Below are 20,707 nucleotides of genomic sequence, written 5' to 3'. Positions count from 1 at the left end.
CCCGCAGAAGACGAGGCCCACCCGCCGCCTCCCCCAACTCGACGTCCCCTCAACCCCTATGGGAGCGCTCCTATGACCACCACTGACAACACCAGCACCACGACCGTCACCGCACCCCACCGCACCCAGTTCCCCACCGGATTCCTGTGGGGCGCGGCCACCGCCGCGTACCAGATCGAGGGCGCCGTGCGGGAGGACGGCCGGACGCCGTCGATCTGGGACACGTTCAGCCACACGCCGGGGAAGGTGGAGAACGGGGACACCGGGGACGTCGCCGTGGACCACTACCACCGGTGGCGCGACGACGTGCGGCTGATGGCGGACCTGGGCCTCACCTCGTACCGCTTCTCCGTGGCGTGGCCGCGGGTGCAGCCCACCGGCCGCGGGCCCGCCGTGCAGCGCGGGCTCGACTTCTACCGCGGTCTCGTCGACGAGCTGCTCAGCCACGGCATCAAGCCCGTGGTCACCCTCTACCACTGGGACCTGCCCCAGGAGCTGGAGAGCGCGGGCGGCTGGCCCGAGCGGGACACCGCCCACCGGTTCGCGGAGTACGCCGGGATCGTCGGCGAGGCGCTCGGGGACCGGGTCGAGAGCTGGGTGACCCTCAACGAGCCCTGGTGCAGCGCCTTCCTGGGGTACTCCTCGGGAGTGCACGCCCCGGGCCGCACCGACCCCGCCGCCGCGCTGCGCGCCGCCCACCACCTCAACCTCGGGCACGGTCTGGCCACCCAGGCGCTGCGCTCCGTCCTGCCGGCCCGCGCGGGCATCGGCATCAGCCTCAACCCGAGCGTGGTCAGGGCCCTCACCGAGTCCCCCGCCGACCTGGACGCCAAGCGCCGGATCGACGCGCTCGCGAACCGCGTCTTCACCGGGCCGCTGCTCAAGGGCGCCTACCCGCAGGACCTGATCGACGACACCGCGCGCGTGACGGACTGGTCCTTCGTGCAGGACGGGGACCTCGCGTCCATTCACCAGCCCCTCGACTTCATCGGTCTGAACTACTACACGCCTGCCGTCGTCTCGGCCGCCCGTCCCGACCAGGACGGCCCGAGGCTGGACGGTCACGGCGCCAGTGACCACTCCCCCTGGCCGGCCGCCGACGACATCGCCTTCCACCACGCGCCCGGTGAGGTCACCGCGATGAACTGGCCGGTGGATCCGACCGGTCTCACGGACCTTCTCCTTGACTACACCGCCCAGGCCCCCGGGGTTCCGCTCTACGTGACGGAGAACGGCGCCGCGTACGACGACGTCGTGGACGCCGACGGCCGGGTCCACGACCCGGACCGCATCCGCTACCTGCACGGCCACCTCGGTGCCATCCACGACGCGATCCGTGCGGGCGCCGACGTCCGCGGGTACTTCCTGTGGTCGCTGCTCGACAACTTCGAGTGGGCGTACGGGTACGGCAAGCGGTTCGGCGCGGTCTACGTCGACTACGAGACGCAGGCCCGGATCCCGAAGTCGAGCGCCGCCTGGTACGCGCAGGTCGCCCGGACGGGCGGGTTGCCCGCCACCGACTAGGACGGCCGGGGCCGGTGCGCGCTCGCATAGCGGAGTGACGCATCGGCCCTTATTTTGCGCATATGCCTTATATGTCCGACACATTCGCTCCAGAGATCCGCTGAGCTGCCATGGGCGTACTCAAGGATCATCCGGAACTCGTCCTGTTCGCGAGCCTCGCGCTCGGCTACCTCGTCGGGAAGCTGCGCGTCGGCCCGCTCACCCTGGGCGGCATCTGCGGAACCCTGATCGTCTCGCTGCTCCTCGGCGCCTGGACCAAGGCGGAGATCTCCGGCGACGTGAAGACCGTGTTCTTCGCGCTGTTCATCTTCGCCCTGGGCTACATGGCCGGGCCGCAGTTCTTCCGCAACCTCAACAAGAAGTCCCTGCGCTTCTTCGTGCTCTGCGGCATCGAGCTGGTCTGCGTCCTCGGCATCGCCTTCGGCCTCGCCAAGTGGTTCGACCTCGACGTCGGCACGGCCTCCGGCATCCTGGCCGGCGCCGCCACCGAATCGGCCGTGGTCGGCACGGCGACCGAGTCCATCGGCAAGCTCACCAATCTGACCGCCGCGCAGATCAGCGAGTACCAGGGCAACGTCGCCACCGCGTACACCGTCTGCTACCTCTTCGGCCTGATCACGATCGTGCTCTACACGAGCCAGATCATGCCGATGATGCTGCGCATCAACCTGCGCGACGCCTCCCGCGAACTGTGGGAGCGCACGCGCAGCAGCGGCAGCCTGGAGTCGGACGAGCGCGCCGCGCTGCCCACCATGGTGGGCCGTACGTACCTGGTGACCACCGCCGACGGCCGGACCGTCGGCGACCTGGAGTCCGGCCTCGGCACCCGGATCACCATCGAGTCCGTCAAGCGCGGCAGCAGGATGCTGACGCCCTCCCCCGACCTGGAGCTCACCCTCTCCGACCTGGTCCTCGTGGTCGGCCGGCGGGCGAACACCATCGAGGCGGGGCGGCTGATCGGCCCCGAGACGCCCGGCGTGCCGGGGCTCGACTCGCCGCTCGCCACCAAGCAGGTGTCGATCACGGACAAGGCCAACGACGGCAAGACCATCGACGACCTCGTGCGGGAGAACCCCGAGTTCCTCAGCGACGGCGTCTACGTCACCGACGTCGTCCGCGCCGACCAGGACATGCCCGCGAACGGCGACACGGTCGTGCACCGCGGCGACGTGCTGACCCTGGTCGGCGCCCGCTCGGGCCTGAGCAAGCTGGTCGCGAAGCTGGGCTCGGTCGTCAAGAACGACGCCACCGACTTCATCTACCTCGGGCTCGGCATCGCGGCCGGTTCGCTGCTCGGCCAGGTCGTGGTGAAGTTCGGCGACGTACCGATGTCGCTCGGCACCGGCGGCGGCTGTCTGATCTCGGGCCTGCTGTTCGGCTGGTTCCGCTCCCGCTCGCAGACGTTCGGCGCGTTCCCGCCGCAGGCCGCCTCGACCATCAAGGACATGGGGCTCGCGGTGTTCATCGCCTGCACCGGTCTGGTGTCGGGGCCGCAGGCATGGCCGCTGCTGAAGGAGTACGGGGCGCTGCTGCCGTTCGCCGGGATCGCGATGGTCCTGGTCCCCGCGACGATCTCGCTGGTCGTCGGCCGCAAGCTGCTCAACATCGAGAAGCCGCTGCTGATCGGCGCCATCGCGGGGCAGCAGTGCTCGACCCCCGCGATCACCGCCGTCACCCAGGTGGCGCAGTCGTCGGTGCCGATGCTCGGCTACACGATCACCTACGCCCTCTCGAACTTCCTGCTCCCCCTGACGGGTCCCGTGCTCGTCGGCGTACTCGGACACTGAGAGGCGGCACGTCCAGTGATCGACTTCCTCAACCGGAACATCTTCCAGCCCTATCCGGAGCTGCTGGTGTTCCTCACCGTCGCGCTCGGCTTCCTCTTCGGGAAGCTGCGCTACAAGGCGATCGCGCTCGGCGCCGTCACCGGCTGCCTGGTCGCCGGTCTGCTGCTCGGCGCGCAGTTCAAGGTCACCGTCGACGGGACCGTGAAGAGCCTGTTCTTCATCATGTTCCTGTTCGCCCTGGGCTACAAAGTGGGCCCGCAGTTCTTCCGCGGCCTGAAGAAGGACGGCCTGCCGCAGGTCGTCAACGCCATCGTCGTCTGCGTCACCGGCCTGCTGGTCTGCTGGCTCTTCGCGGCGATGCTCGGCTACGGCCCCGGGCTCTCCGCCGGTCTGCTGGGCGGCGCGCTCACCCAGTCCGCCGTCATCGGTGTCGCCCAGGACGCCATCGGCAACCTGCCGGGCCTCACCTCCGGGCAGGCCAAGAACGAGGAGAACCTCGTCGCGATCGGCTACGCGGTCACCTACCCGCTCGGCACGATCCTGTGCGCGATGCTGCTCGCCAACGTCCTGCCGAAGCTCTACAAGAAGGACCTCGCGGCCGAGTCGGCCGTGCTGGCCAAGGAGTTGGACGCGCCGGCGGACGACCCCGATCTGCACGAGGGCTACTACGAGGTCGTGCTGCGGGCCTACACGATCCAGCGCCCCGACATCGTCGGCCGCACCATCGACGACTTCGAGAAGCAGCAACAGCAGCTCGGCCACCGCATCTACCTGACGCGCGTGCGCCGCGACGGCCAGGTCCTCGACCACGACCAGCAGACGGTGCTGCGCGAGGGCGACGTCGTCGCGGTGAGCGCGCTGCGCGGCTCGCTCGTCGACTACGACGCCCGGACGCACATCGGCATGGAGACCGATGACGTCGACCTGCTCGGCTACGAGACGGAGACGCTGCACGTGGTGGCGTCCGAGAAGGCCCAACTGGGTAAGACCGTCGCCGAGTTGCGGCGCGAGCCGTTCATGGTCGGGGTCTACGTCGACAAGATCTACCGGTCCGGCGCCGAGTTCCCCTACCGGCTCTCCACGAAGATCGAGCGCGGCGACACCCTCGTCCTGACCGGGCCCCGGCGCCTGGTGGACCCGGCCGGCGCCGCGATCGGCAAGCCGGTCCCCACCTCGTTCGCCACCGACATGATCTGGGTCGGCCTCGGCATCTTCCTCGGCGGCTGCATCGGCATCCCCGCGCTGACCGTCTCCGGCGTGCCGATCTCGCTGTCCACCTCCGGCGGCGCGCTCATCATGGGCCTCGTCTTCGGCTGGATCCGCGGCAAGTACCCGACGTACGGCAACGTGCCGCCCGGCGCCCAGTGGTTCATGGACACGCTCGGCCTGTGCCTGTTCGTCGCGGTCGTCGGCATCAACGCGGGGCCGAGCTTCACCTCCGGCCTGTCGCAGGCCGGCTGGGGGCTGCTGGTCTTCGGCGCCGTGGCCACGGTGATCCCGCTGATCGTCGGCTTCCTCGTGGGCCACTACATCCAGAAGATCCGCTTCCCGATCCTGATGGGCGTCCTCGCGGGCGGCCAGACGACCACGGCCGCGATCGGCGCGATCAACGAGGCCTCCAGATCGCAGGTTCCGACGCTCGGCTACACGATCCCGTACGCCGTCGGGAACGTGCTGCTGACCATCTGGGGCGCCGTGATCGTCCTCCTCCACCACTGACCGTAAGGAAGCCAGACCATGCCGAAGACGCCCCTCACCCGTGAGCAGATCCAGCAGTACGCCCAGCTCTCCCCCTTCGAGCTGAAGAACGTCTTCATCGACCTCGCCAAGGAGGCGCAGGCCGACAAGCCGGGCCAGAAGGGCACCTCCAGCGTCCAGATGCTCAACGCGGGCCGCGGCAACCCGAACTGGGTGGCCACCGGACCCCGCGAGGCGTTCTACGCGCTGGGCTACTTCGCTCTGTCCGAGTCCCGGCGCGTGTGGACGGCCGACAACCTGGGCGGCATGCCGGAGAAGGACGGCGCGTACGAGCGCTTCGACACCTTCGTGCGCCGCCACCCGGACCTGCCGGGCATCGAACTCCTCGCCCAGTGCGTCCAGTTGGGCATCCAGCGGTTCGGGTTCGACAAGGACGCGTTCGTGCACGAGCTGACCGACAGCTCGGTCGGCGACAACTACCCGGTGCCGGACCGGATCCTGGAGCACGTCCAGGAGATCGTGCGCGGCTACGTCGCGGACGAGATGTTCGACAAGAAGCCGCCGGCCGGGCAGATCTCGTACTTCGCGACCGAGGGCGGCACGGCCGCCATGTGCTACATCTTCGACTCGCTGATGAAGAACGGGATCCTGCACAAGGGCGACAAGATCGCGCTGATGGTCCCGGTGTTCACGCCGTACATCGAGATCCCCGAGCTCGACACGTACGAGTTCGACGTGACGTACGTCGAGGCCAGCATGTTCGCCGAGACGGGCGTGCGCGAGTGGCGCTATCCGGCCGAGGAGGTCGCCAAGCTGGCGGACCCGGAGATCAAGCTGGTCTGCCTGGTCAACCCGTCCAACCCGCCGTCCCTCGCGCTGAGCCGGCGGGTCGCGGACCAGATCAAGGACATCGTCGCGACGCAGAACCCGAACCTGCTGATCGTCACGGACGACGTGTACGGCACGTTCGTGGACGGCTTCCGCTCGATCGCCGCCGACCTGCCGCGCAACACGCTGCTCGTCTACTCGTACTCGAAGCACTACGGCTGCACGGGCTGGCGGCTCGGCGTCATCGGCCTGCACGACGACAACGTGATCGACGAGCAGATCAAGGCGTTCCCCGCGGCCGAGACGGAGCGGCTGAACAAGCGGTACGGCACGCTCACCCTGGAGCCGGAGAAGATCAGGTTCATCGACCGGCTGGTCGCCGACTCCCGGCAGGTGGCGCTCAACCACACGGCGGGCCTGTCGCTGCCGCAGCAGGTCATGCTCGCGCTGTTCTCGCTCTTCGACATGCTGGAGGAGGGCCAGGCGTACAAGGAGCGGATCCGTGCGATCGTCCGGCAGCGGCTCGAACTCCTGCTGGAGGGCTCGCAGATGAAGATCGCGGAGGACCCGAAGCGGGCCGGCTACTACATCGAGCTCGATCTGCTGGCGCAGGCGGAGCTGGAGCACGGGCAGGAGTTCGCGGCGTTCCTGCAGAAGAGCTACGAGCCCATCGACGCGCTGTTCCGCCTCGCCCAGCAGACGGGTGTGGTGCTCCTGAACGGCGGCGGCTTCGAAGGTCCCGAGTGGTCGGTGCGGGTCTCCCTCGCCAACCTGGACGACCTCGACTACCTGAAGATCGGCCATCACCTGCGGGCGATCTTCAACGACTACGCGCAGGAGTGGCGGGCCTCGCAGGGCTGACCTGACACAGCCCCGGCCGGGTGGGGGACTCCGCAGAGCGCCGGCCGGGGCCGCAGCCCCCGTTCTCGCAGTGGCTAGTGCTAGTCGAAGGCCACGAACGCCTTCTGGAAGGCGTTGGCACCCTGCTCGATCGACGAGCAGGTCGGGTCCGCGGAGTTCTTGGCGCCGCCGGCGCACTGCTTGTCACGGGTCGCGGACCACATCGACAGGCCGCCCAGGCCCTTCTCCTTGGCGAAGGAGACGAGCTGGGTGGCGTCGTCGACCTTGAAGACCTCGGACGCGACGTCGTTGACGCCGATCATCGGGGTGATCCCGACGGCCTTCCAGGCGGCCGCGTCCGACAGTCCGAGGGCCGACTTGATCTGTGCCTGGGTGGCGGTGGCGGCCTGCTCGGCGTAGGTGCCCATGTCGCCGCTGTACGAGCCGCCGTAGTCCATCGCCATGATGTTGACGAGGTCGGTGGCGACGCCGTTCTCCTTGGCGTTCTTGAGGAAGTTCACGCCGTCCGACGTCAGGCCCTCGGGCATGACGGGCAGGGTGAAGGAGACGTTCAGGTCGGGGTTGTTCTTCTGCAGCGTGGCGATGGCCTGGGCGCGCTTGGTGTTGTTGGCCGTGTCGGGCAGGGCGCCGCCCTCGACGTCGAAGTCGACCTTGGTGAGCTTGAACTGGTCGATGACCTTCTGGTACGCCGCCGCCAGGTCGGACGCCGAGGAGCAGGCCTGCGCGAGTTCGGTGCCGGAGGCGCCGCCGAAGGAGACGCGGACGTCGCCGCCCGCGGACCTCAGGTCGCCGATCTGCGCGGCGACCTCGTCGCTGCCGAGGTCGGTGACGCCGCCCCACTTCGGGACGCAGGAGCCGCCCGAGGTGATGAAGGCGAGGTTGTACTCCTTGACGCCGGTGGCCTTGGACGAGGCGACCAGGTCGAACTTCGGGTACAGGGACGTGTCGACGTACGGGGCGAATCCGGCGGCCGCCGTCGAACCGGAGCCCGATCCGGAGCCGGAGGACGACGAGGCGGTCGGGCTCGCGGTGGCCGTCTCGCTCGGCTTCGCGGTGGTGGAGGCCGAGGCGGTCGGCGACGGGGTGGCCGTCTCGGTGGGGCGGCCGGACGGCTCGGGGGTCGCGCCGTCGTCGACGGAGCACTTGGTGTCGTTGATGAGACAGCCGGCCGGGTCGGCGTCACCGGTGACGACGAAGCCGACGGTCACGGTCTTGCCGGCCGCGATGCCCGCCTTGTCCCAGGAGGCGGCGGTGACGGTGACGTGCTGCCCGTCGGTCTTCGACTCGGCGTTCCACAGCGAGCCCAGCTTCGTGCCCGCCGGCAGGTCGAACTCCAGGGTCCAGTCGGCCTGGGCCTTGTCGGTGTCGTTCGTGATGACGTACTGCCCGGTGTAGCCGCCGGACCAGCTGCTGGTCCTGGTGAAGGCGGCGCCCACCGAGGCCGCCGACGCGCTCGACGCGAAGAGGAACCCGCCGCCGCCCACGACGGCCGCGGCGACGACGCCGCCTATCGCCTTGTTCCTGCCGCTGACCCTGCGCCGGTGCGTGCTGCTCATCACGTGCCTGCCTTAGCTGTACGGGGGTGGGGGTGCCCTGGGGGTAGGGCGCGGCAGCACGTTAGCGATCCGGAATCCGTCAATTCGGTCAACCGGGGCGGGGGTTGAGGATCTTAGGGTTGGCTTAAGGAAGGGATCGGGAGCGATTAAAGGTAGAGACCAGTCCTTTACGTTCCCGGCTCCGGTGTCCGCGTCCGCGCCGGGTCCCGGCCGGGATCCGGGCGGCCCGCTGGTCGGTCTGCACCCAGATCCGCACCTCGGTGCCGCCGAGCACGGACGAGCCGATGCGCACGTCGCCGCCGGTGGACTCGGCGAGGCGGCGCACGATGTCCAGGCCGAGGCCGGTCGAGCCGTCGCTGCCCGAGCCCCGGCCGCGGGCCATCGCCGCCTCGGGGTCGAGGATGCCGGGGCCCGCGTCCGAGACCAGCACGATCACGGCGTCCTCGCCGCTGTGCACGTCGACCGCGAAGGCGGTGCCCTCCGGGGTGTGCCGGAAGACGTTGCCGAGCAGCGCGTCGAGGGCGGCCACCAGTTCGCCGCGGACGACCGGGATGCGCACGGGCCGGTCGATCCCGGCGACCCGCACCTTGCGCCCCTCGTCCTCGGCGAGCGCCGACCAGAAGTCCATGCGCTCGCGGATCACCTCGGCGGCGTCGCACCCGGCGCCAGGACCGGCCGCGGCGGTCTGCGGCTTGGCGTCCCTGGCCGTGCGGATGATGGTGTCGACCTCGCGCTCCAGCTGCTCGACGGCGACCCGGGTCTGCTCGGCGGCGGGCCCGTCCCCGAGCGAGGCGGCGTTCAGCCGGAGCACGGTCAGCGGGGTGCGCAGCCGGTGCGACAGGTCGGCGGCCAGCTCCCGCTCGTTGGCGAGCAGTTGGACGACCTGATCCGCCATGGAGTTGAACGCGACGGCGGCGAGCCGCAGTTCGGTCGGCCCGTCCTCGGGCACGCGCGCGCCGAGCCTGCCCTCGCCGAGTTCGTGCGCGGCGCCGACGAGCCGCTGCGCGGGCTGCACCATGCGCACCCCGAGCCGGTCCGCGACCGCCACGGACCCGATGACGAGTGCGATCCCGACGCCCGCGAGCACGACCCACGCGGTCGTCACGCCGTTGGTGACCTCGGACTCGGGGACGAACACCTCAACGACGGCGATCTTCACGGTGCTGATCGCGATCGGCTGCAGCCACACGGAGCCGCCGGGCACGTCGACGACCGTCGCCCGCCGGATGTCGAGGTCGTCGGCGTCGACCCGCTGCTCGCCGAGCCGGATGGCGGGGTTGCCGTCGGCGGCCGGGACGTACACGGACATCCGGTCGCCGTCGCCGGTCTGCGCGGTGGCGAGGGCGCGGGCGAGCTGGTCGCGGTCGGTGGTGATGGAGAGGGTGGGGCCGATGGCGACGGCCGTCCGCTCCGCGTTGGAGAACGCGCGGTCCCGGGCCATCTCCTTGATGACGAGCCCGAGCGGGACGGCGAACGCGACGACCACCATGGTCGTCACGGCCAGACAGACCTTGACGAGCGCCCACCTCACGGCGAGGCCTCCAGGCGCGGCGGCTCCAGCTTCACGCCGACGCCGCGCAGGGTGTGCAGATAGCGGGGCCTGGCGGCCGTCTCGCCCAACTTCCGGCGCAGCCACGACAGGTGGACGTCGATGGTCTGGTCGTCCCCGTAGCTCTGCTGCCACACCTCGGCGAGGAGTTCCTTGCGGGGGACGACGACGCCGGGCCGCCCGGCGAGGAAGGCGAGCAGGTCGAACTCGCGGCGGGTCAGGTCGAGCCGGGCGCCGTCCAGCTCGGCCTGCCGGCGCAGCGGGTCGATGGACAGGCCGCCGACCTGGAGGAGCCGCGAGGGCGGCTCGGCGGTGGCGCTCCCCCGCGAGCGGCGCAGCACGGCGGCCATCCGGGCGGACAGGTGCTCGGGCGAGAACGGCTTGGTCAGGTAGTCGTCGGCGCCGTCGTTGAGCAGCCGGACGATCTCGGCCTCGTCGTCCCGCGCCGTGGCGATGATCACCGGTACGTCGGTGATGCCGCGGAGCATCTTCAGCGCCTCGGCCCCGTCCAGATCCGGCAGGCCGAGGTCGAGAATCACCACGTCGAACCGGAAATGAGCGACCTCGCGCAGCGCCTCCAGGGCCGTGCCGACGCTGCGCACGGTGTGTGCCGCGTCGGTCAGGTGCCGGATGAGGGCCGAGCGCACGAACTGGTCGTCCTCGACCACGAGCACACTTGCCATGGGCGGCACCGTACGCCATCCGGACGTTTTCGGGCCTCCCCCGGGTGACTGTGGACCGTACGGGACACGGGTGGCGGGTGTGGTGCAGTATGGCCCGCGATGCAATCGACGCTCCCCTCGCCCCCACCGACGCCGGCGCCCGAACCGCCCCGGGCACCGCGGGCGGTCCGCCGGGGGCTGGTGCACTCGGTCGCGTGGCTGCTCGCCACCGGGGCCGCGGTGACGCTGTCGTGGTGGGGCGTGCACACGGTGATGTCCGGCACGGCGTACGACCCGCCGCAGGCGCTGCCGGTGATGGCCACGGACGACGCGGACGCGGCGTCGCCGGTCTCCTCGTCCACGCACCGTCCGGAGCCGTCGCCCTCGGCGTCGTCCTCCGCGGCGGCGTCGTCGAAACCGTCCCGGTCGGCGTCGAAGTCCGCCACGCCGGGCCCGAAGCCGTCGCCCACCACGCGCCCCTCGTCACCCGGCGCCACCTCGTCCGGCACGGTGAAGAGCTACGCGACGACGGGCGGGCGCGCGGTCTTCGACCTCGGGACGTCGTCCGCGACGCTGGTCTCGGCGACCCCGGCCTCGGGCTGGTCGGTGCAGGTGTGGAAGCAGACCACGTGGATCCGGGTCGAGTTCACGTCCGGCGCGGACAAGGTGTCGGTGTTCTGCACGTGGCACGACCACGCGCCGACGGTGGAGATCGCGAACTACTGAGCCCTCACCGGAACACGGACGGCGGCGGCGCCGGGGAAGCCTTGGCCGCCGCGTCCACGACGGGCACCGCCCCGCCCGTGAAGTCCGCCAGCGCCTTTCCGTGCTCGACCCGTCCCGGATGCGGGTCCCCCGCCGCGCGCCGGGTCAGCTCGGCGACCGGCAGGGGCTGCGCGGACGCCACCAGGACCGCGTTCCCGAACCGCTTGCCGCGCAGCACGGTCGGGTCGGCGACCAGGGCGAGCTCGGGGAAGACGGCGGCGGCCGTGGCGATCTGGGCGCGCAGGTGCGCGAGGGGCGGCCCGTCGGCGAGGTTGGCGACGTAGACGCCGGTGGTCCGCAGCACGCGGCGCACCTCGGTCAGGAATTCCGTGCTCGTCAGGTGGGCCGGGGTGCGGGCCCCGCTGAACACGTCCGCGACGAGGACGTCGGCCCAGTCGTCGGGCAGCTTGGCGAGGGCTTCGCGGGCGTCGGCGGTGCGGACGCGGATCCGGGCGCCGGGGTCCAACGGCAGGGTGGCGCGCACGAGTTGGACGAGCGGACCGTCGCGCTCCACGATCTGCTGCGTGGAGCGGGGGCGGGTGGCGGCGACGTAGCGGGCGAGCGTGAAGGCGCCGCCGCCGAGGTGCAGGGCCTGCACCGGGCGGCCCTTGTCGGCGGCCAGGTCCAGGACGTGGCCGATCCGCCGCTGGTACTCGAAGGAGAGGTGCGTCGGGTCGTCGAGGTCGACGTGGGACTGCGGGGCGCCGTCCAGGAGCAGCGTCCAGGCGGCCGGGCGGTCCCGGTCGGGTATCAGCTCGGCGAGCCCGCCGTCGACGCTCTCCACGACGGGCTCCCGGACCCCTCGGCCCCCACCGTCGCTGCTGCGCCCCTGCTTGCGTGACCTCGCCATTCGCCCATTATCGACGGGCGGCGGCGCATCGGCCCAGCGGCGGTCCCCGCGGCGGTCTCAGCGGCAGTTGTCGGCGGCCTCGATCAGCCGGGCGGCCTCGTCCAGGGCGGCCCGCAGCACGGCCGGGTCGGTGACCAGGTCGTCGCTCTCCTCGCCGGGCGGCAGCAGCCATCCGGTGCCCTCGACCGGCGGCGGGGCGGGCACCGCGCCGAGCGCGAGCCCGCGGCCCTCCGTGTGCGTACAGGCGCTGCCCGGGACGTCCCAGCCGTCGGCGGTGCCGGGCGGCACGAGGAAGCCGAGGGTGTCGCCACCGCCGTCGTGCAGCACGGGACCGACCGTCTCCGTGCAGTCCCTGCGCAGGATGTCGACCGCCTCCAGGCCCTGCCGCGATGGCACCGTGACCAGATCGCAGGCGCCGGGCGGCTGCTCGCTGCGCTCCTCGGTCGGACGGTGTTGCGCCGTCGACGTCATGGGCTGTGCCGCGTCCAACACGTCGGCCCCTCCTCGTGTCCCGAGTGTCCCGATGGGGTTTCGCCGCATGGTTCAACGCACGAGGCTGTCAAGGGCTACGGCGGCACGCCGCCGCAAAGGATGGCACTTCATGGCGGATCGTGGGTGAGATATCCGGTTTGTAGCCAAACCCTGCGTGTCGCCTCCGTCACAGCCGGTACCTTCGAGCCTCGCCGGAACAAGGGAGTTGGCGGCCGGTGGCCCCAACTCCCGTGGCATCCGGCACGGTTCGCACGGGAGGACCCCGCTCATGACGTCGTCTCCGTATGTCTCGGCGCCACCGTCCCCACGGCCGAACCTCGCCTTCCGGGAGTTGCGCGGGCAGCGCTCGCCGGGCGAGTTCGCGGCCGCGGTACGGCGTGCGGCCCGGGAGATCGGCGAGCGGGTCAGCTGCGACGCTCGCTACATCGGACGCGTGGAGGCCGGCGAGATCCGCTGCCCCAACTACGCGTACGAGCGGGTGTTCCTGCACATGTTCCCCGGCCGGACCCTGACGGACCTGGGGTTCGCACCCCGCTCCGCGGTGCGCGGCCGGGGCACGCGCCCCGCCGTCGCCACTGCCGAACCGCAGCACACGCATCACACGTACGACGAGGAGAGCGACGTGCGACGTCGCGCATTCATGACCGGCATGACCGGTTCGACGGCCACCGTGGCCGTCGCCACCCTGACGCCCTTCGGGGTCCCCCTCGCCCCCGGCGAGGCCGCCCACCACCCGGCGCGGGCCGGGGTCGGCGCCGTGGAGGAGGCGATCCGGCGGATCCGGCTGCTCGACGACCGGCACGGCGCGGACGGCCTGTACCGGCGGGCCGCCACGCCCCTGCGGACCGCCTTCGAACTGCTGGACGCGGGCACCGCGCAGCGCGACGTCACCGAGCGGCTGCAGACCGGGGCGGGTGAACTCGCCATCTCCGTCGGCTGGTTGGCGCACGACTCGGGCCGCTTCGACGACGCGCGCTCGCACTACGCGGAGGCGCTCGCGACGGCGCGGATGGCGGGCGACGAGGCACTGGAGGCGCACGCGTTCTGCAACACGGCGTTCCTCGCGCGCGACGCGGGCCGCCCGCGCGAGGCCGTACGGGCGGCGCAGGCGGCGACCCGGGTGGCCGCGGGCAGCGGCTCGCCGCGCCTGCTCTCGCTGCTCGCGCTGCGGGAGGCGGGCGGCTGGGCGGGGCTCGGTGACCAGCGGGCGTGCGAGCGGTGTCTGGCGCGGGCGCAGGCGTTGTTCGCGCGGGGGGCGTCGGAGGCGGACCCCGAGTGGATGTCGTTCTACGGCGAGGCCGAGCTGGAGGGGCTCGAGGCGCAGTGCTGGTCCGCGCTCGGGAACTGGGACCGGGCGGCTCGGCACGCGCGGCGTGCCGCCGCGCTCCAGGATCCGCACTTCACCCGCAACATGGCGCTGTACACGGCCGAGTTGGCGGACGATCTGGCGCGGGCCGGTCAGCCGGACGAATCCGCTGCCGCGGGGGCGCGGGCGCTGGGCCTTCTCCGTGACGTCCGCTCGTCCCGCATCGAGTCGATGCTGGCGACGACGGCCCGCGTCCTGCTGCCGCACCGGCGGGCGACCGGGGTGGCGGCCTTCCTGGAATCCCACGCAGCGTCCCGCCGCTAGCCGCTGTCTTGCCGGGTGCGGGCCGGTGGGGCTTCTCGTGCCCACCCGCAGCCCACGGCGAAAGAGAGGGACGGCGGGCGCGGAACGGGGTCCGGTCAGGCCGCCGCCAGGTGACCCGTTTCGTTCCAGGATTCGAGCGCCGGCTCGCCGTACGCCCACCCCAGTACCGACAGCGACGTCGGGTTGAGGCGGATGCGGGAGGCGAAGTCGAGCGGGAGGCCGAGCCAGCGCGCCCCGATCGACCGCAGGATGTGCCCGTGGGCGAACACCAGCACGTCCCGCTCGGCGGACCGCGCCCACGCCACGACCTCATCGGCCCGAGCCGTCACCTCGGCCAGCGTCTCACCCTCCGGAACCCCGTCCCGCCAGATGAACCACCCGGGCCGCAGCTCCTGGATCTGGGCCGGCGTGAGGCCCTCGTACGCGCCGTAGTCCCACTCCATGAGCGCGTCCCACGGCGTGGCCCGGTCACCGAAACCGGCCAGCTCACACGTCTCGCTCGCCCGCGCCAGCGGCGAGGTGCGCACCTCGACCCCGGCCAGACCGTCGTACGGGGCGTGCTGCAACCGCTCGCCGAGCAGCTTCGCGCCACGTCGGCCCTCTTCCAGGAGCGGGATGTCCGTCCTGCCGGTGTGCCGCCCGGACAGGGACCATTCCGTCTGTCCGTGCCGGGCCAACAGGATGCGCGGTGCCATGATCGGGCCCTTTCACAACTTCAGGGATGAACACGATGAACACGGGGCAACAGCAGGTGTCACCCGTTCCATCATCCCGCAACCGGATCGCCGAGGGCCCGCCGGGCAACCCGCCGGCTGATCTCAGCGTCTACGAGGGTCAGGGGTCACCCACACAGGCCCCCGTGAACGCCGTAGGGTGACCGAGTGGCCGGAGGCCGCCGAACGAGGAAAGAGGGGGAGCGGCCCGCATGTCGCAGACCGACGACGCACCACGCACGGAGGCGATACCGGGCGCCCGGCTCCGATGGTGGACCGAGCTGCCGCTGATCCTCCTGGTGTACGGCGCGTACTCGGCGGGCCGGCTGCTCGCCCGCGGCGACGTGAGCACCGCCGTCGACCACGGCCTCGCGATACTCCGGGCCGAGAAGGCAGTCCGGCTCAACCTCGAACACCCGCTGAACCGACTCTTCACGCGCGAGGCCTGGATCGGCGTACCCGCCGATTTCTGGTACGCCTCGCTGCACTACCTGGTCACCCCGCTGATCCTGGTCTGGCTCTTCCGCCGCCGCGCCACCGTCTACCGCGCGGCCCGCACCTGGCTGATGACCTCCACACTGATCGGCCTGATCGGCTTCACCCTGCTGCCGACCTGCCCGCCCCGGCTGCTCAGCCAGGGCCACGGCTTCGTCGACACCATGGCCCAGTACAGCTCGTACGGCTGGTGGGGCGGCGCGGCGAGCGCGCCCAAGGGCCTGGGCGGGATGACGAACCAGTACGCGGCGATGCCCAGCCTGCACGTCGGGTGGGCGCTGTGGTGCGGGATCATGCTGTGGCGCCACGGCCGCAGCCCGTACGCGAAGGCCGCGGCCGTCGCCTATCCCCTCATCACCACGATCGTCGTGATGGGCACCGCCAACCACTACTTCTTCGACGCGCTCGCCGGTGTCGCGGTGATGGGCGTGGGCCTGCTGCTCACGAAGCCGGTGATGCGGCTGGCGGCGCGGATCAAGGACCGGGTGAACACGGTGCTCGCGGGCGGCTCGGCGGCAGCCCCTTCCGCCACACGTTCCTCGATTGTCAGTGGAGAGTGCCAGACTTCCCCGGGTGAGCGAATTCCCCGACAGCGCAAGGCCGCCGCACCGCACGACTCAGGCGACGGGGCTGCGGCGCCGGCTCGCTGAGCTGCGCGGCCCGGACCATCCGCCGCGTCCGCTGGACGCGCGCGCCCTCGCCGCGCTCGCGGCGAACCCGGGGTGCGACCGCCGTGCGCTCATGGACGGCGCGGGGGTGGACAAGGCGCTGCTCGCCGACGCCCTCGGCGCCCCCTCGGCGTTCGGTCAGTCGCAGTTCGCGCTGGCCCGGGGCAATGTGTTCGAGGCGCGGGTGAAGGCCGACGGCGGCGCGGAGCTGCTGCGTCTGGTGCACGCGCGCGTGGGCGGCACCGGCGACCCCGAGCCGGTCCCCGATCTCGTCCGGGCCCCCGATCTGTCGGCGGCCGGGCCCGAGGGCCGCACCGCGCGCACCGCGCTCGCCCTGCGCGAGGCGGTGCAGGCGCCGGGCACGTGGACGTTCCTCGACCACCCGATGGTGGCGCTCGACGTGGCGGGCAGCCCGGCGTTCCTGGAGCCGGACGCGGTGGTGGTGCATCCGGACGGCAGCTGGACGGTCGTCGAGATCAAGTCGTTCCCGATGATCGACGGCGCGGCGGACCCGGCGAAGGTGGGAGCGGCGGCCCGGCAGGCGGCGGTGTACGTGCTGGCCCTGGAGCAGGTCGCGGCCCGGCTGCCCGAGGCGTCGCCGGTGGTCAGGGACCGGGTGGTGCTCGTCTGCCCCAAGGACTTCAGCAACCTGCCGGCCGCGTCCGCCGTGGACGTGCGCAAGCAGCTGTCGGTGACGCGCCGCCAGTTGACCCGCCTCACCCGGATCGAGGACATCGCGGCGGCGCTGCCGCCCGGCACCGCCTTCGACCCGGAGCTGCCCGCCGCCGAGCTGCGGGCCGCGGTCGAGTCGGTCCCCGCGATGTACGCGCCGGAGTGCCTGGCCGCGTGCGAGCTGGCGTTCCACTGCCGTGACCGGTCGCGCGCGGCGGGCGCGGTGACGGCTCTGGGCCGTCCGCTCCGCGCCGAGCTGGGCGGTCTGACGACGGTCGACGCGGTGCTCGCCGCCGCCCGTGGCGAGTCGGGCGATCCGGCGGATCCGACGGTGGCGGCGCTGCGGCGCGCGGCCGCCCTGCGCGCGGAGGCCCTGGAGGGCGCCCGGTGCTGACCCCGTACGTGACCGGCCCGCGCACGGCGTGCGCGGTGTGCAAGGAGATCGTCCTGTGAGCCTGATCGACCACCTGGCCCGCCTGGAGGCCACCGCGTCCGGCCGCGCCCAGCCCACGGCCACCGTCCGGCACCGGCACCTGTCGCAGCGCCCGCTGGTCCTGGTCCCGCTCACCACCGCGGGCGAGACCGGCGCCCCGCTCGGCGCGCTGGTCGGCACCGAGCGCACGTCGCCGCGGCTGCTGGTCGTCCCGCAGCCCCGCGACCGCGATCTGCGCTTCACGTTCCTGACGCAGCTCGCCGAGACGGTGCTGCCGTACATCGACACGTTCGCCGCCGACGTCGAGGCCGCCGAGCGCAGCGAGACCGATCCGGAGACCGGCAAGAAGGTCAAGGTCGAGGTCGAACTGTGCGCGGACGCACCCCAGTTGATCGTGCCGAGTCGCGCGGGCATCGAGTTCGTCCGGCTCCTCGGCCGCTCGATGCGCTTTCGCCGTACGGCGGAGCAGGATCCGGAGACGCCGTACCCGGCGCCGCCGCACGTACCGCTCCTCGGCCGCTGGCTGACGCACTACGGCGAGCGGGCCAGGGTCCCCGGCTCCGCGCTCCTCCTGGCGATGACGGACCTGCTCTCCCACCACTGGGCGACGGGCCAGTCGAGCCTGGAGGACCAGCATCTGGGTGCGCTGCTCGCCTGGATCGACGCGGCGGAGGGCACGTCGGGCGCCGACGCCGCGCTCCGCGCCGAGCTGGGCCGCGACGCCCGGGGCCAGCTCCTGTGCCCGCCGGCGGGCCCGGCGACGGACCCGGCGTTCGACAACAAGCTGCTGGCGCCCGCGATCGAGCGTTACGACCGGGCGCGTACGAGGCTGGCGGCCACGGAGGACGCGATCGAGGCGGACGGCCGCCTGGCCGAACTCACGGCGGCGGAGCGGGAGATCCACGCCCTGGTCGAATCGCGCACCCGGCCGACGTGGGACGCGGTGTGGCGCGGTCTCGACCTGCTGTGCACGCTGCCCGAGGGGGTGTACGCGGCCGAGCGCTGGACCCGCGACCGCTGGTCGTTCACCGGCCACCGCGACCGGGTGGCGGCGGGCGAACCGCCGCAGCCGCGCCGCGACGACGCGGTGACCGCGGCGAACAAGCTGGCGACGCGCGAGCGCGAGCAGGCCCGCCTGGACGCGCAGGAGGCGCTCGACGACCCGCTGGTGATGGCGGGCCGGCGGCTGGCCGGTGAGGCGTTCGCGGGCGAGGTGACCGAGGTCGTGGCGGAGTACAACGAGAAGAAGCGCCCGCGCCCGCTGATCACCGTCCGCACGGACGACCGGCCGCACCTCGGGGAGCGCGTCAAGGTGTTCCGCTCCCTCGAAGGCAAGCCGCAGAGCGCCGAGTTCGTGGCGTACGAGGACGCGGTGGACGGGGGCGGCGCGGTGGTGCTCCGGGTGCTGGACAAGATGGGGCGGGGCAGGGAGCCGGAGGACGGATCCGTGCCGCGGAAGGGGGACCGGGTGTGCTGGACGCTGTTCGAGCACGAGCAGCGGGTGGGCCCGAAGCTGCCGGAGCCGGAGCTCACGCCGTGGACGCACGGAGGGCCGCCCGGTGCGGGGGCCGAGACACCGGACGCGGTGACGTCGGAGGACATCCTGTGAGCAGCACGGCCATCACCGAGCCCGGGACCGGGACCGGAACCGAGACCTTCGACCCGGGTGCCGCGGCGACCCGGGCCACCGACGCGATCCTCCGCGACACCCTGCACGGCGACGCGCGCGGCGTCGTCGTGGACTCACCGCCCGGCGCCGGGAAGTCGACGCTGGTCGTGCGGGCCGCGCTCGAACTCGCGGACGCGGGCCGCCCGTTGATGATCGTGGCGCAGACGAACGCGCAGGTCGACGACCTGGTGCTGCGGCTGCACGAGAAGAACCCCGAGCTGCCGGTGGGGCGGCTGCACAGCAGCGACCCGGACGCGTACGACAAGGCGCTCGACGATCTGGCGCCGGTGCGCACCTCGACGAACGTGGGCGATCTCGCGCCGCTGCCGGTCGTCATCTCGACGGCGGCGAAGTGGGCGCACGTGAAGGCCGACGACGCCGGGGGGCCGTGGCGGCACGCGATCGTCGACGAGGCGTACCAGATGCGCTCGGACTCGCTGCTGGCCGTGGCCGGGCTGTTCGAGCGGGCGCTGTTCGTGGGCGACCCGGGGCAGTTGGACCCGTTCTCGACCGTGGGCGCGGACCAGTGGGCGGGCCTCTCGTACGACCCGTCGGCCTCGGCGGTGGCGACGCTGCTCGCCCACAACCCGGACCTGCCGCAGCACGAACTCCCGGTGTCCTGGCGGCTTCCGGCGTCAGCGGCGCCGCTGGTGTCGGCCGCGTTCTACCCGTACACGCCGTTCCGCAGCGGCACCTCCGAGGGCGACCGGCTGCTGGACTTCCGTGCTCCGTCGGACGGTTCGGGCCCCGACCGGGTCATCGACGAGGCCGCGCAAGCCGGTTGGGGCCTGCTCGAACTGCCGGCCGCGCACACGCCGCGCACGGACCCGGAGGCGGTGCGGGCCGTGGCCCTCGTCGTGCGGCGGCTGCTCGACCGGGACGGGGTGACGGTGTCGGAGCGCGGGCCGCAGGAGATGCCGCTGACCGCGGACCGGATCTGCGTCGGCACGGCCCACCGCGACCAGGCGGCGGCGGTGCGGGCGGCACTGGCGGAGCTGGGCGTGCGGGACGTCACCGTGGACACGGCGAACCGGCTGCAGGGCCGGGAGTTCGACGTGACGGTGGTCCTGCATCCGCTGTCGGGCCGGCCGGACGCGACGGCGTTCCACCTGGAGACGGGCCGGCTGTGCGTGCTCACGTCACGCCATCGGAACGCGTGCATCGTGGTGTGCCGGGCGGGCGTCTCCGCCCTCCTGGACGAGCATCCGTCGGCGGAACCGGTCCAGTTGGGCGTGACGGTGAAGTTCCCGGACGGCTGGGAGGCGAACCACTCGGTGCTGGCCCGGCTCGCGGAACACCGGGTGACCTGGCAGCCGTGAGCGCCGGGTGTGGCGGTCTTGCGCACCGCCGGACAATGGAAGGTGGCCCGGACCACGAACCACGGGTCGCACCACTCCCGCAACAAGGAGGAACCACCATGGCGGAGCCCGAGCGGCCCCGTAGCTCGCAGCCGCGGCTGCGGCCCGCCCCGCTGATCTTCGAGCCCGCGGAGGCCGCCGCCGACCCGGAGCACTTCTTCGACCTGGAGTCGATCGAGGACCCCCGCGAACTGCTGACGCGGGCCACCGAGCTGACGCACGCGTTCCGCGCGGCGACGGACCGGTCCGTCGAGTTCCAGGCGATCGCGGCCGCCCAGCTCGCCGACCCGCGCCGGTTCGACCGGCTGACCACCGCGGACATCGCCGAGCGGGCGCAGTGGACCGAGGACTATGCGAAGAAGATGGTCGAGTTCGGCCGTGACCTGCTGCGCGGCGCCGCAGAGCAGGCCCCTTGATCACTCCGTAAAGATCGTTTGGCATATGCCAGAGGGGCAAGATACTCCACCCCGCCCCTCCCTGTCCCGATTTCTCACAAC

Annotated in this window: 17 protein-coding genes; 11 read left to right on the top strand and 6 right to left on the bottom strand. The window is 72.1% G+C overall.

The genetic code is table 11. The features are described from left to right. The first annotated feature begins 72 nt into the window (after positions 1-72). From M4J07_RS36940 to M4J07_RS36925, 4 genes are all read left to right on the top strand, one after another. Positions 73-1,524 (top strand): GH1 family beta-glucosidase, encoded by a 1,452-nt coding sequence (locus M4J07_RS36940; protein ID WP_255979511.1) that lies wholly within the window; start codon positions 73-75, stop codon positions 1,522-1,524. A gap of 110 nt (positions 1,525-1,634) precedes the next feature. Then, a complete protein-coding gene (gene aspT, locus M4J07_RS36935; protein ID WP_255979509.1) occupies positions 1,635-3,311 on the top strand; it encodes an aspartate-alanine antiporter in 1,677 nt (558 codons plus the stop codon). Between the two features lie 15 nt (positions 3,312-3,326). Beyond that, positions 3,327-5,030 carry an aspartate-alanine antiporter gene (gene aspT / locus M4J07_RS36930; RefSeq protein ID WP_255979507.1) on the top strand — a complete coding sequence of 568 codons (1,704 nt, stop codon included), beginning with the start codon at positions 3,327-3,329 and terminating at the stop codon, positions 5,028-5,030. 18 nt (positions 5,031-5,048) lie between these two features. Beyond that, positions 5,049-6,698: a bifunctional aspartate transaminase/aspartate 4-decarboxylase gene (locus M4J07_RS36925; RefSeq protein WP_255979505.1), complete on the top strand. Its 1,650-nt coding sequence runs from the start codon at positions 5,049-5,051 to the stop codon at positions 6,696-6,698. 80 nt (positions 6,699-6,778) lie between these two features. Here M4J07_RS36925 and M4J07_RS36920 read toward each other — a convergent pair whose 3' ends face one another. The 3 genes from M4J07_RS36920 to M4J07_RS36910 all read right to left on the bottom strand — a co-directional run bounded on the left by M4J07_RS36920 (position 6,779) and on the right by M4J07_RS36910 (position 10,486). After that, a complete protein-coding gene (locus tag M4J07_RS36920) occupies positions 6,779-8,254 on the bottom strand; it encodes a glycoside hydrolase family 18 protein (RefSeq protein WP_255979503.1) in 1,476 nt (491 codons plus the stop codon). 124 nt (positions 8,255-8,378) lie between these two features. Next, positions 8,379-9,785, bottom strand: coding sequence for a sensor histidine kinase (locus M4J07_RS36915; RefSeq protein WP_255979501.1), 1,407 nt, complete (start codon positions 9,783-9,785; stop codon positions 8,379-8,381). Then, entirely contained in the window at positions 9,782-10,486 is a 705-nt protein-coding gene (locus tag M4J07_RS36910; RefSeq protein ID WP_255979499.1) for a response regulator transcription factor, read from the bottom strand. Before M4J07_RS36910 ends, M4J07_RS36915 begins: the two co-directional genes overlap by 4 nt. Positions 10,487-10,585: 99 nt before the next feature. Between M4J07_RS36910 and M4J07_RS36905 the strand changes: the two genes are divergently transcribed. After that, the gene (locus tag M4J07_RS36905) at positions 10,586-11,191 is read left to right on the top strand and encodes a hypothetical protein (protein ID WP_255979497.1); all 606 of its coding nucleotides are present in this window, start codon (positions 10,586-10,588) and stop codon (positions 11,189-11,191) included. Positions 11,192-11,195: 4 nt separating this feature from the next. Here M4J07_RS36905 and M4J07_RS36900 read toward each other — a convergent pair whose 3' ends face one another. Further along, entirely contained in the window at positions 11,196-12,080 is an 885-nt protein-coding gene (locus M4J07_RS36900; protein WP_255979495.1) for a spermidine synthase, read from the bottom strand. Positions 12,081-12,137: 57 nt separating this feature from the next. Further along, complete coding sequence (locus tag M4J07_RS36895) at positions 12,138-12,551, bottom strand: hypothetical protein (RefSeq protein WP_255979513.1); 414 nt, start codon at positions 12,549-12,551, stop codon at positions 12,138-12,140. Between the two features lie 289 nt (positions 12,552-12,840). On the opposite strand from M4J07_RS36895, the gene M4J07_RS36890 reads away from it, so the two are divergent. Continuing rightward, positions 12,841-14,202 carry a tetratricopeptide repeat protein gene (locus tag M4J07_RS36890; RefSeq protein ID WP_255979493.1) on the top strand — a complete coding sequence of 454 codons (1,362 nt, stop codon included), beginning with the start codon at positions 12,841-12,843 and terminating at the stop codon, positions 14,200-14,202. Positions 14,203-14,297: 95 nt separating this feature from the next. Here the strand turns inward: M4J07_RS36890 and M4J07_RS36885 are convergent, their stop codons facing one another. Further along, on the bottom strand, positions 14,298-14,897 hold the full coding sequence (locus M4J07_RS36885; RefSeq protein ID WP_255979491.1) for a histidine phosphatase family protein: 600 nt from the start codon (positions 14,895-14,897) through the stop codon (positions 14,298-14,300). Positions 14,898-15,127: 230 nt separating this feature from the next. On the opposite strand from M4J07_RS36885, the gene M4J07_RS36880 reads away from it, so the two are divergent. From M4J07_RS36880 to M4J07_RS36860, 5 genes are all read left to right on the top strand, one after another. Next, positions 15,128-16,060 (top strand): phosphatase PAP2 family protein, encoded by a 933-nt coding sequence (locus tag M4J07_RS36880; RefSeq protein WP_255979489.1) that lies wholly within the window; start codon positions 15,128-15,130, stop codon positions 16,058-16,060. After that, positions 15,984-17,144, top strand: a complete 1,161-nt coding sequence (locus M4J07_RS36875) for a hypothetical protein (protein WP_255979487.1) — start codon at positions 15,984-15,986, stop codon at positions 17,142-17,144. The genes M4J07_RS36880 and M4J07_RS36875 overlap by 77 nt, the downstream gene beginning before the upstream one ends. A 55-nt stretch (positions 17,145-17,199) precedes the next feature. Further along, a complete protein-coding gene (locus M4J07_RS36870) occupies positions 17,200-18,792 on the top strand; it encodes a hypothetical protein (protein WP_255979485.1) in 1,593 nt (530 codons plus the stop codon). Further along, positions 18,789-20,171 (top strand): AAA domain-containing protein, encoded by a 1,383-nt coding sequence (locus M4J07_RS36865; protein ID WP_255979483.1) that lies wholly within the window; start codon positions 18,789-18,791, stop codon positions 20,169-20,171. The genes M4J07_RS36870 and M4J07_RS36865 overlap by 4 nt, the downstream gene beginning before the upstream one ends. Before the next feature lie 98 nt (positions 20,172-20,269). Beyond that, positions 20,270-20,626, top strand: a complete 357-nt coding sequence (locus M4J07_RS36860; RefSeq protein WP_255979481.1) for a hypothetical protein — start codon at positions 20,270-20,272, stop codon at positions 20,624-20,626. Positions 20,627-20,707 lie beyond the last annotated feature (81 nt).

The sequence above is a fragment of the Streptomyces longispororuber genome, assembly GCF_024448165.1.
In the GTDB taxonomy this organism is placed as follows: domain Bacteria; phylum Actinomycetota; class Actinomycetes; order Streptomycetales; family Streptomycetaceae; genus Streptomyces; species Streptomyces longispororuber_A.
The sequence above is the reverse complement of the archived record's forward strand: the minus strand, read 5'-3'. Positions and strand labels throughout refer to the sequence as shown.

Excerpts from the sequence above, each read along its gene's own strand:
- M4J07_RS36940 (WP_255979511.1), top strand. The coding sequence starts at position 73 with ATGACCACCACTGACAACACCAGCACCACGACCGTCACCGCACCCCAC.
- aspT (WP_255979509.1), top strand. The coding sequence starts at position 1,635 with ATGGGCGTACTCAAGGATCATCCGGAACTCGTCCTGTTCGCGAGCCTC.
- M4J07_RS36925 (WP_255979505.1), top strand. The coding sequence starts at position 5,049 with ATGCCGAAGACGCCCCTCACCCGTGAGCAGATCCAGCAGTACGCCCAG.
- M4J07_RS36920 (WP_255979503.1), bottom strand. The coding sequence starts at position 8,254 with ATGAGCAGCACGCACCGGCGCAGGGTCAGCGGCAGGAACAAGGCGATA.
- M4J07_RS36910 (WP_255979499.1), bottom strand. The coding sequence starts at position 10,486 with ATGGCAAGTGTGCTCGTGGTCGAGGACGACCAGTTCGTGCGCTCGGCC.
- M4J07_RS36905 (WP_255979497.1), top strand. The coding sequence starts at position 10,586 with ATGCAATCGACGCTCCCCTCGCCCCCACCGACGCCGGCGCCCGAACCG.
- M4J07_RS36900 (WP_255979495.1), bottom strand. The coding sequence starts at position 12,080 with ATGGCGAGGTCACGCAAGCAGGGGCGCAGCAGCGACGGTGGGGGCCGA.
- M4J07_RS36895 (WP_255979513.1), bottom strand. The coding sequence starts at position 12,551 with ATGACGTCGACGGCGCAACACCGTCCGACCGAGGAGCGCAGCGAGCAG.
- M4J07_RS36890 (WP_255979493.1), top strand. The coding sequence starts at position 12,841 with ATGACGTCGTCTCCGTATGTCTCGGCGCCACCGTCCCCACGGCCGAAC.
- M4J07_RS36885 (WP_255979491.1), bottom strand. The coding sequence starts at position 14,897 with ATGGCACCGCGCATCCTGTTGGCCCGGCACGGACAGACGGAATGGTCC.
- M4J07_RS36880 (WP_255979489.1), top strand. The coding sequence starts at position 15,128 with ATGTCGCAGACCGACGACGCACCACGCACGGAGGCGATACCGGGCGCC.
- M4J07_RS36860 (WP_255979481.1), top strand. The coding sequence starts at position 20,270 with ATGGCGGAGCCCGAGCGGCCCCGTAGCTCGCAGCCGCGGCTGCGGCCC.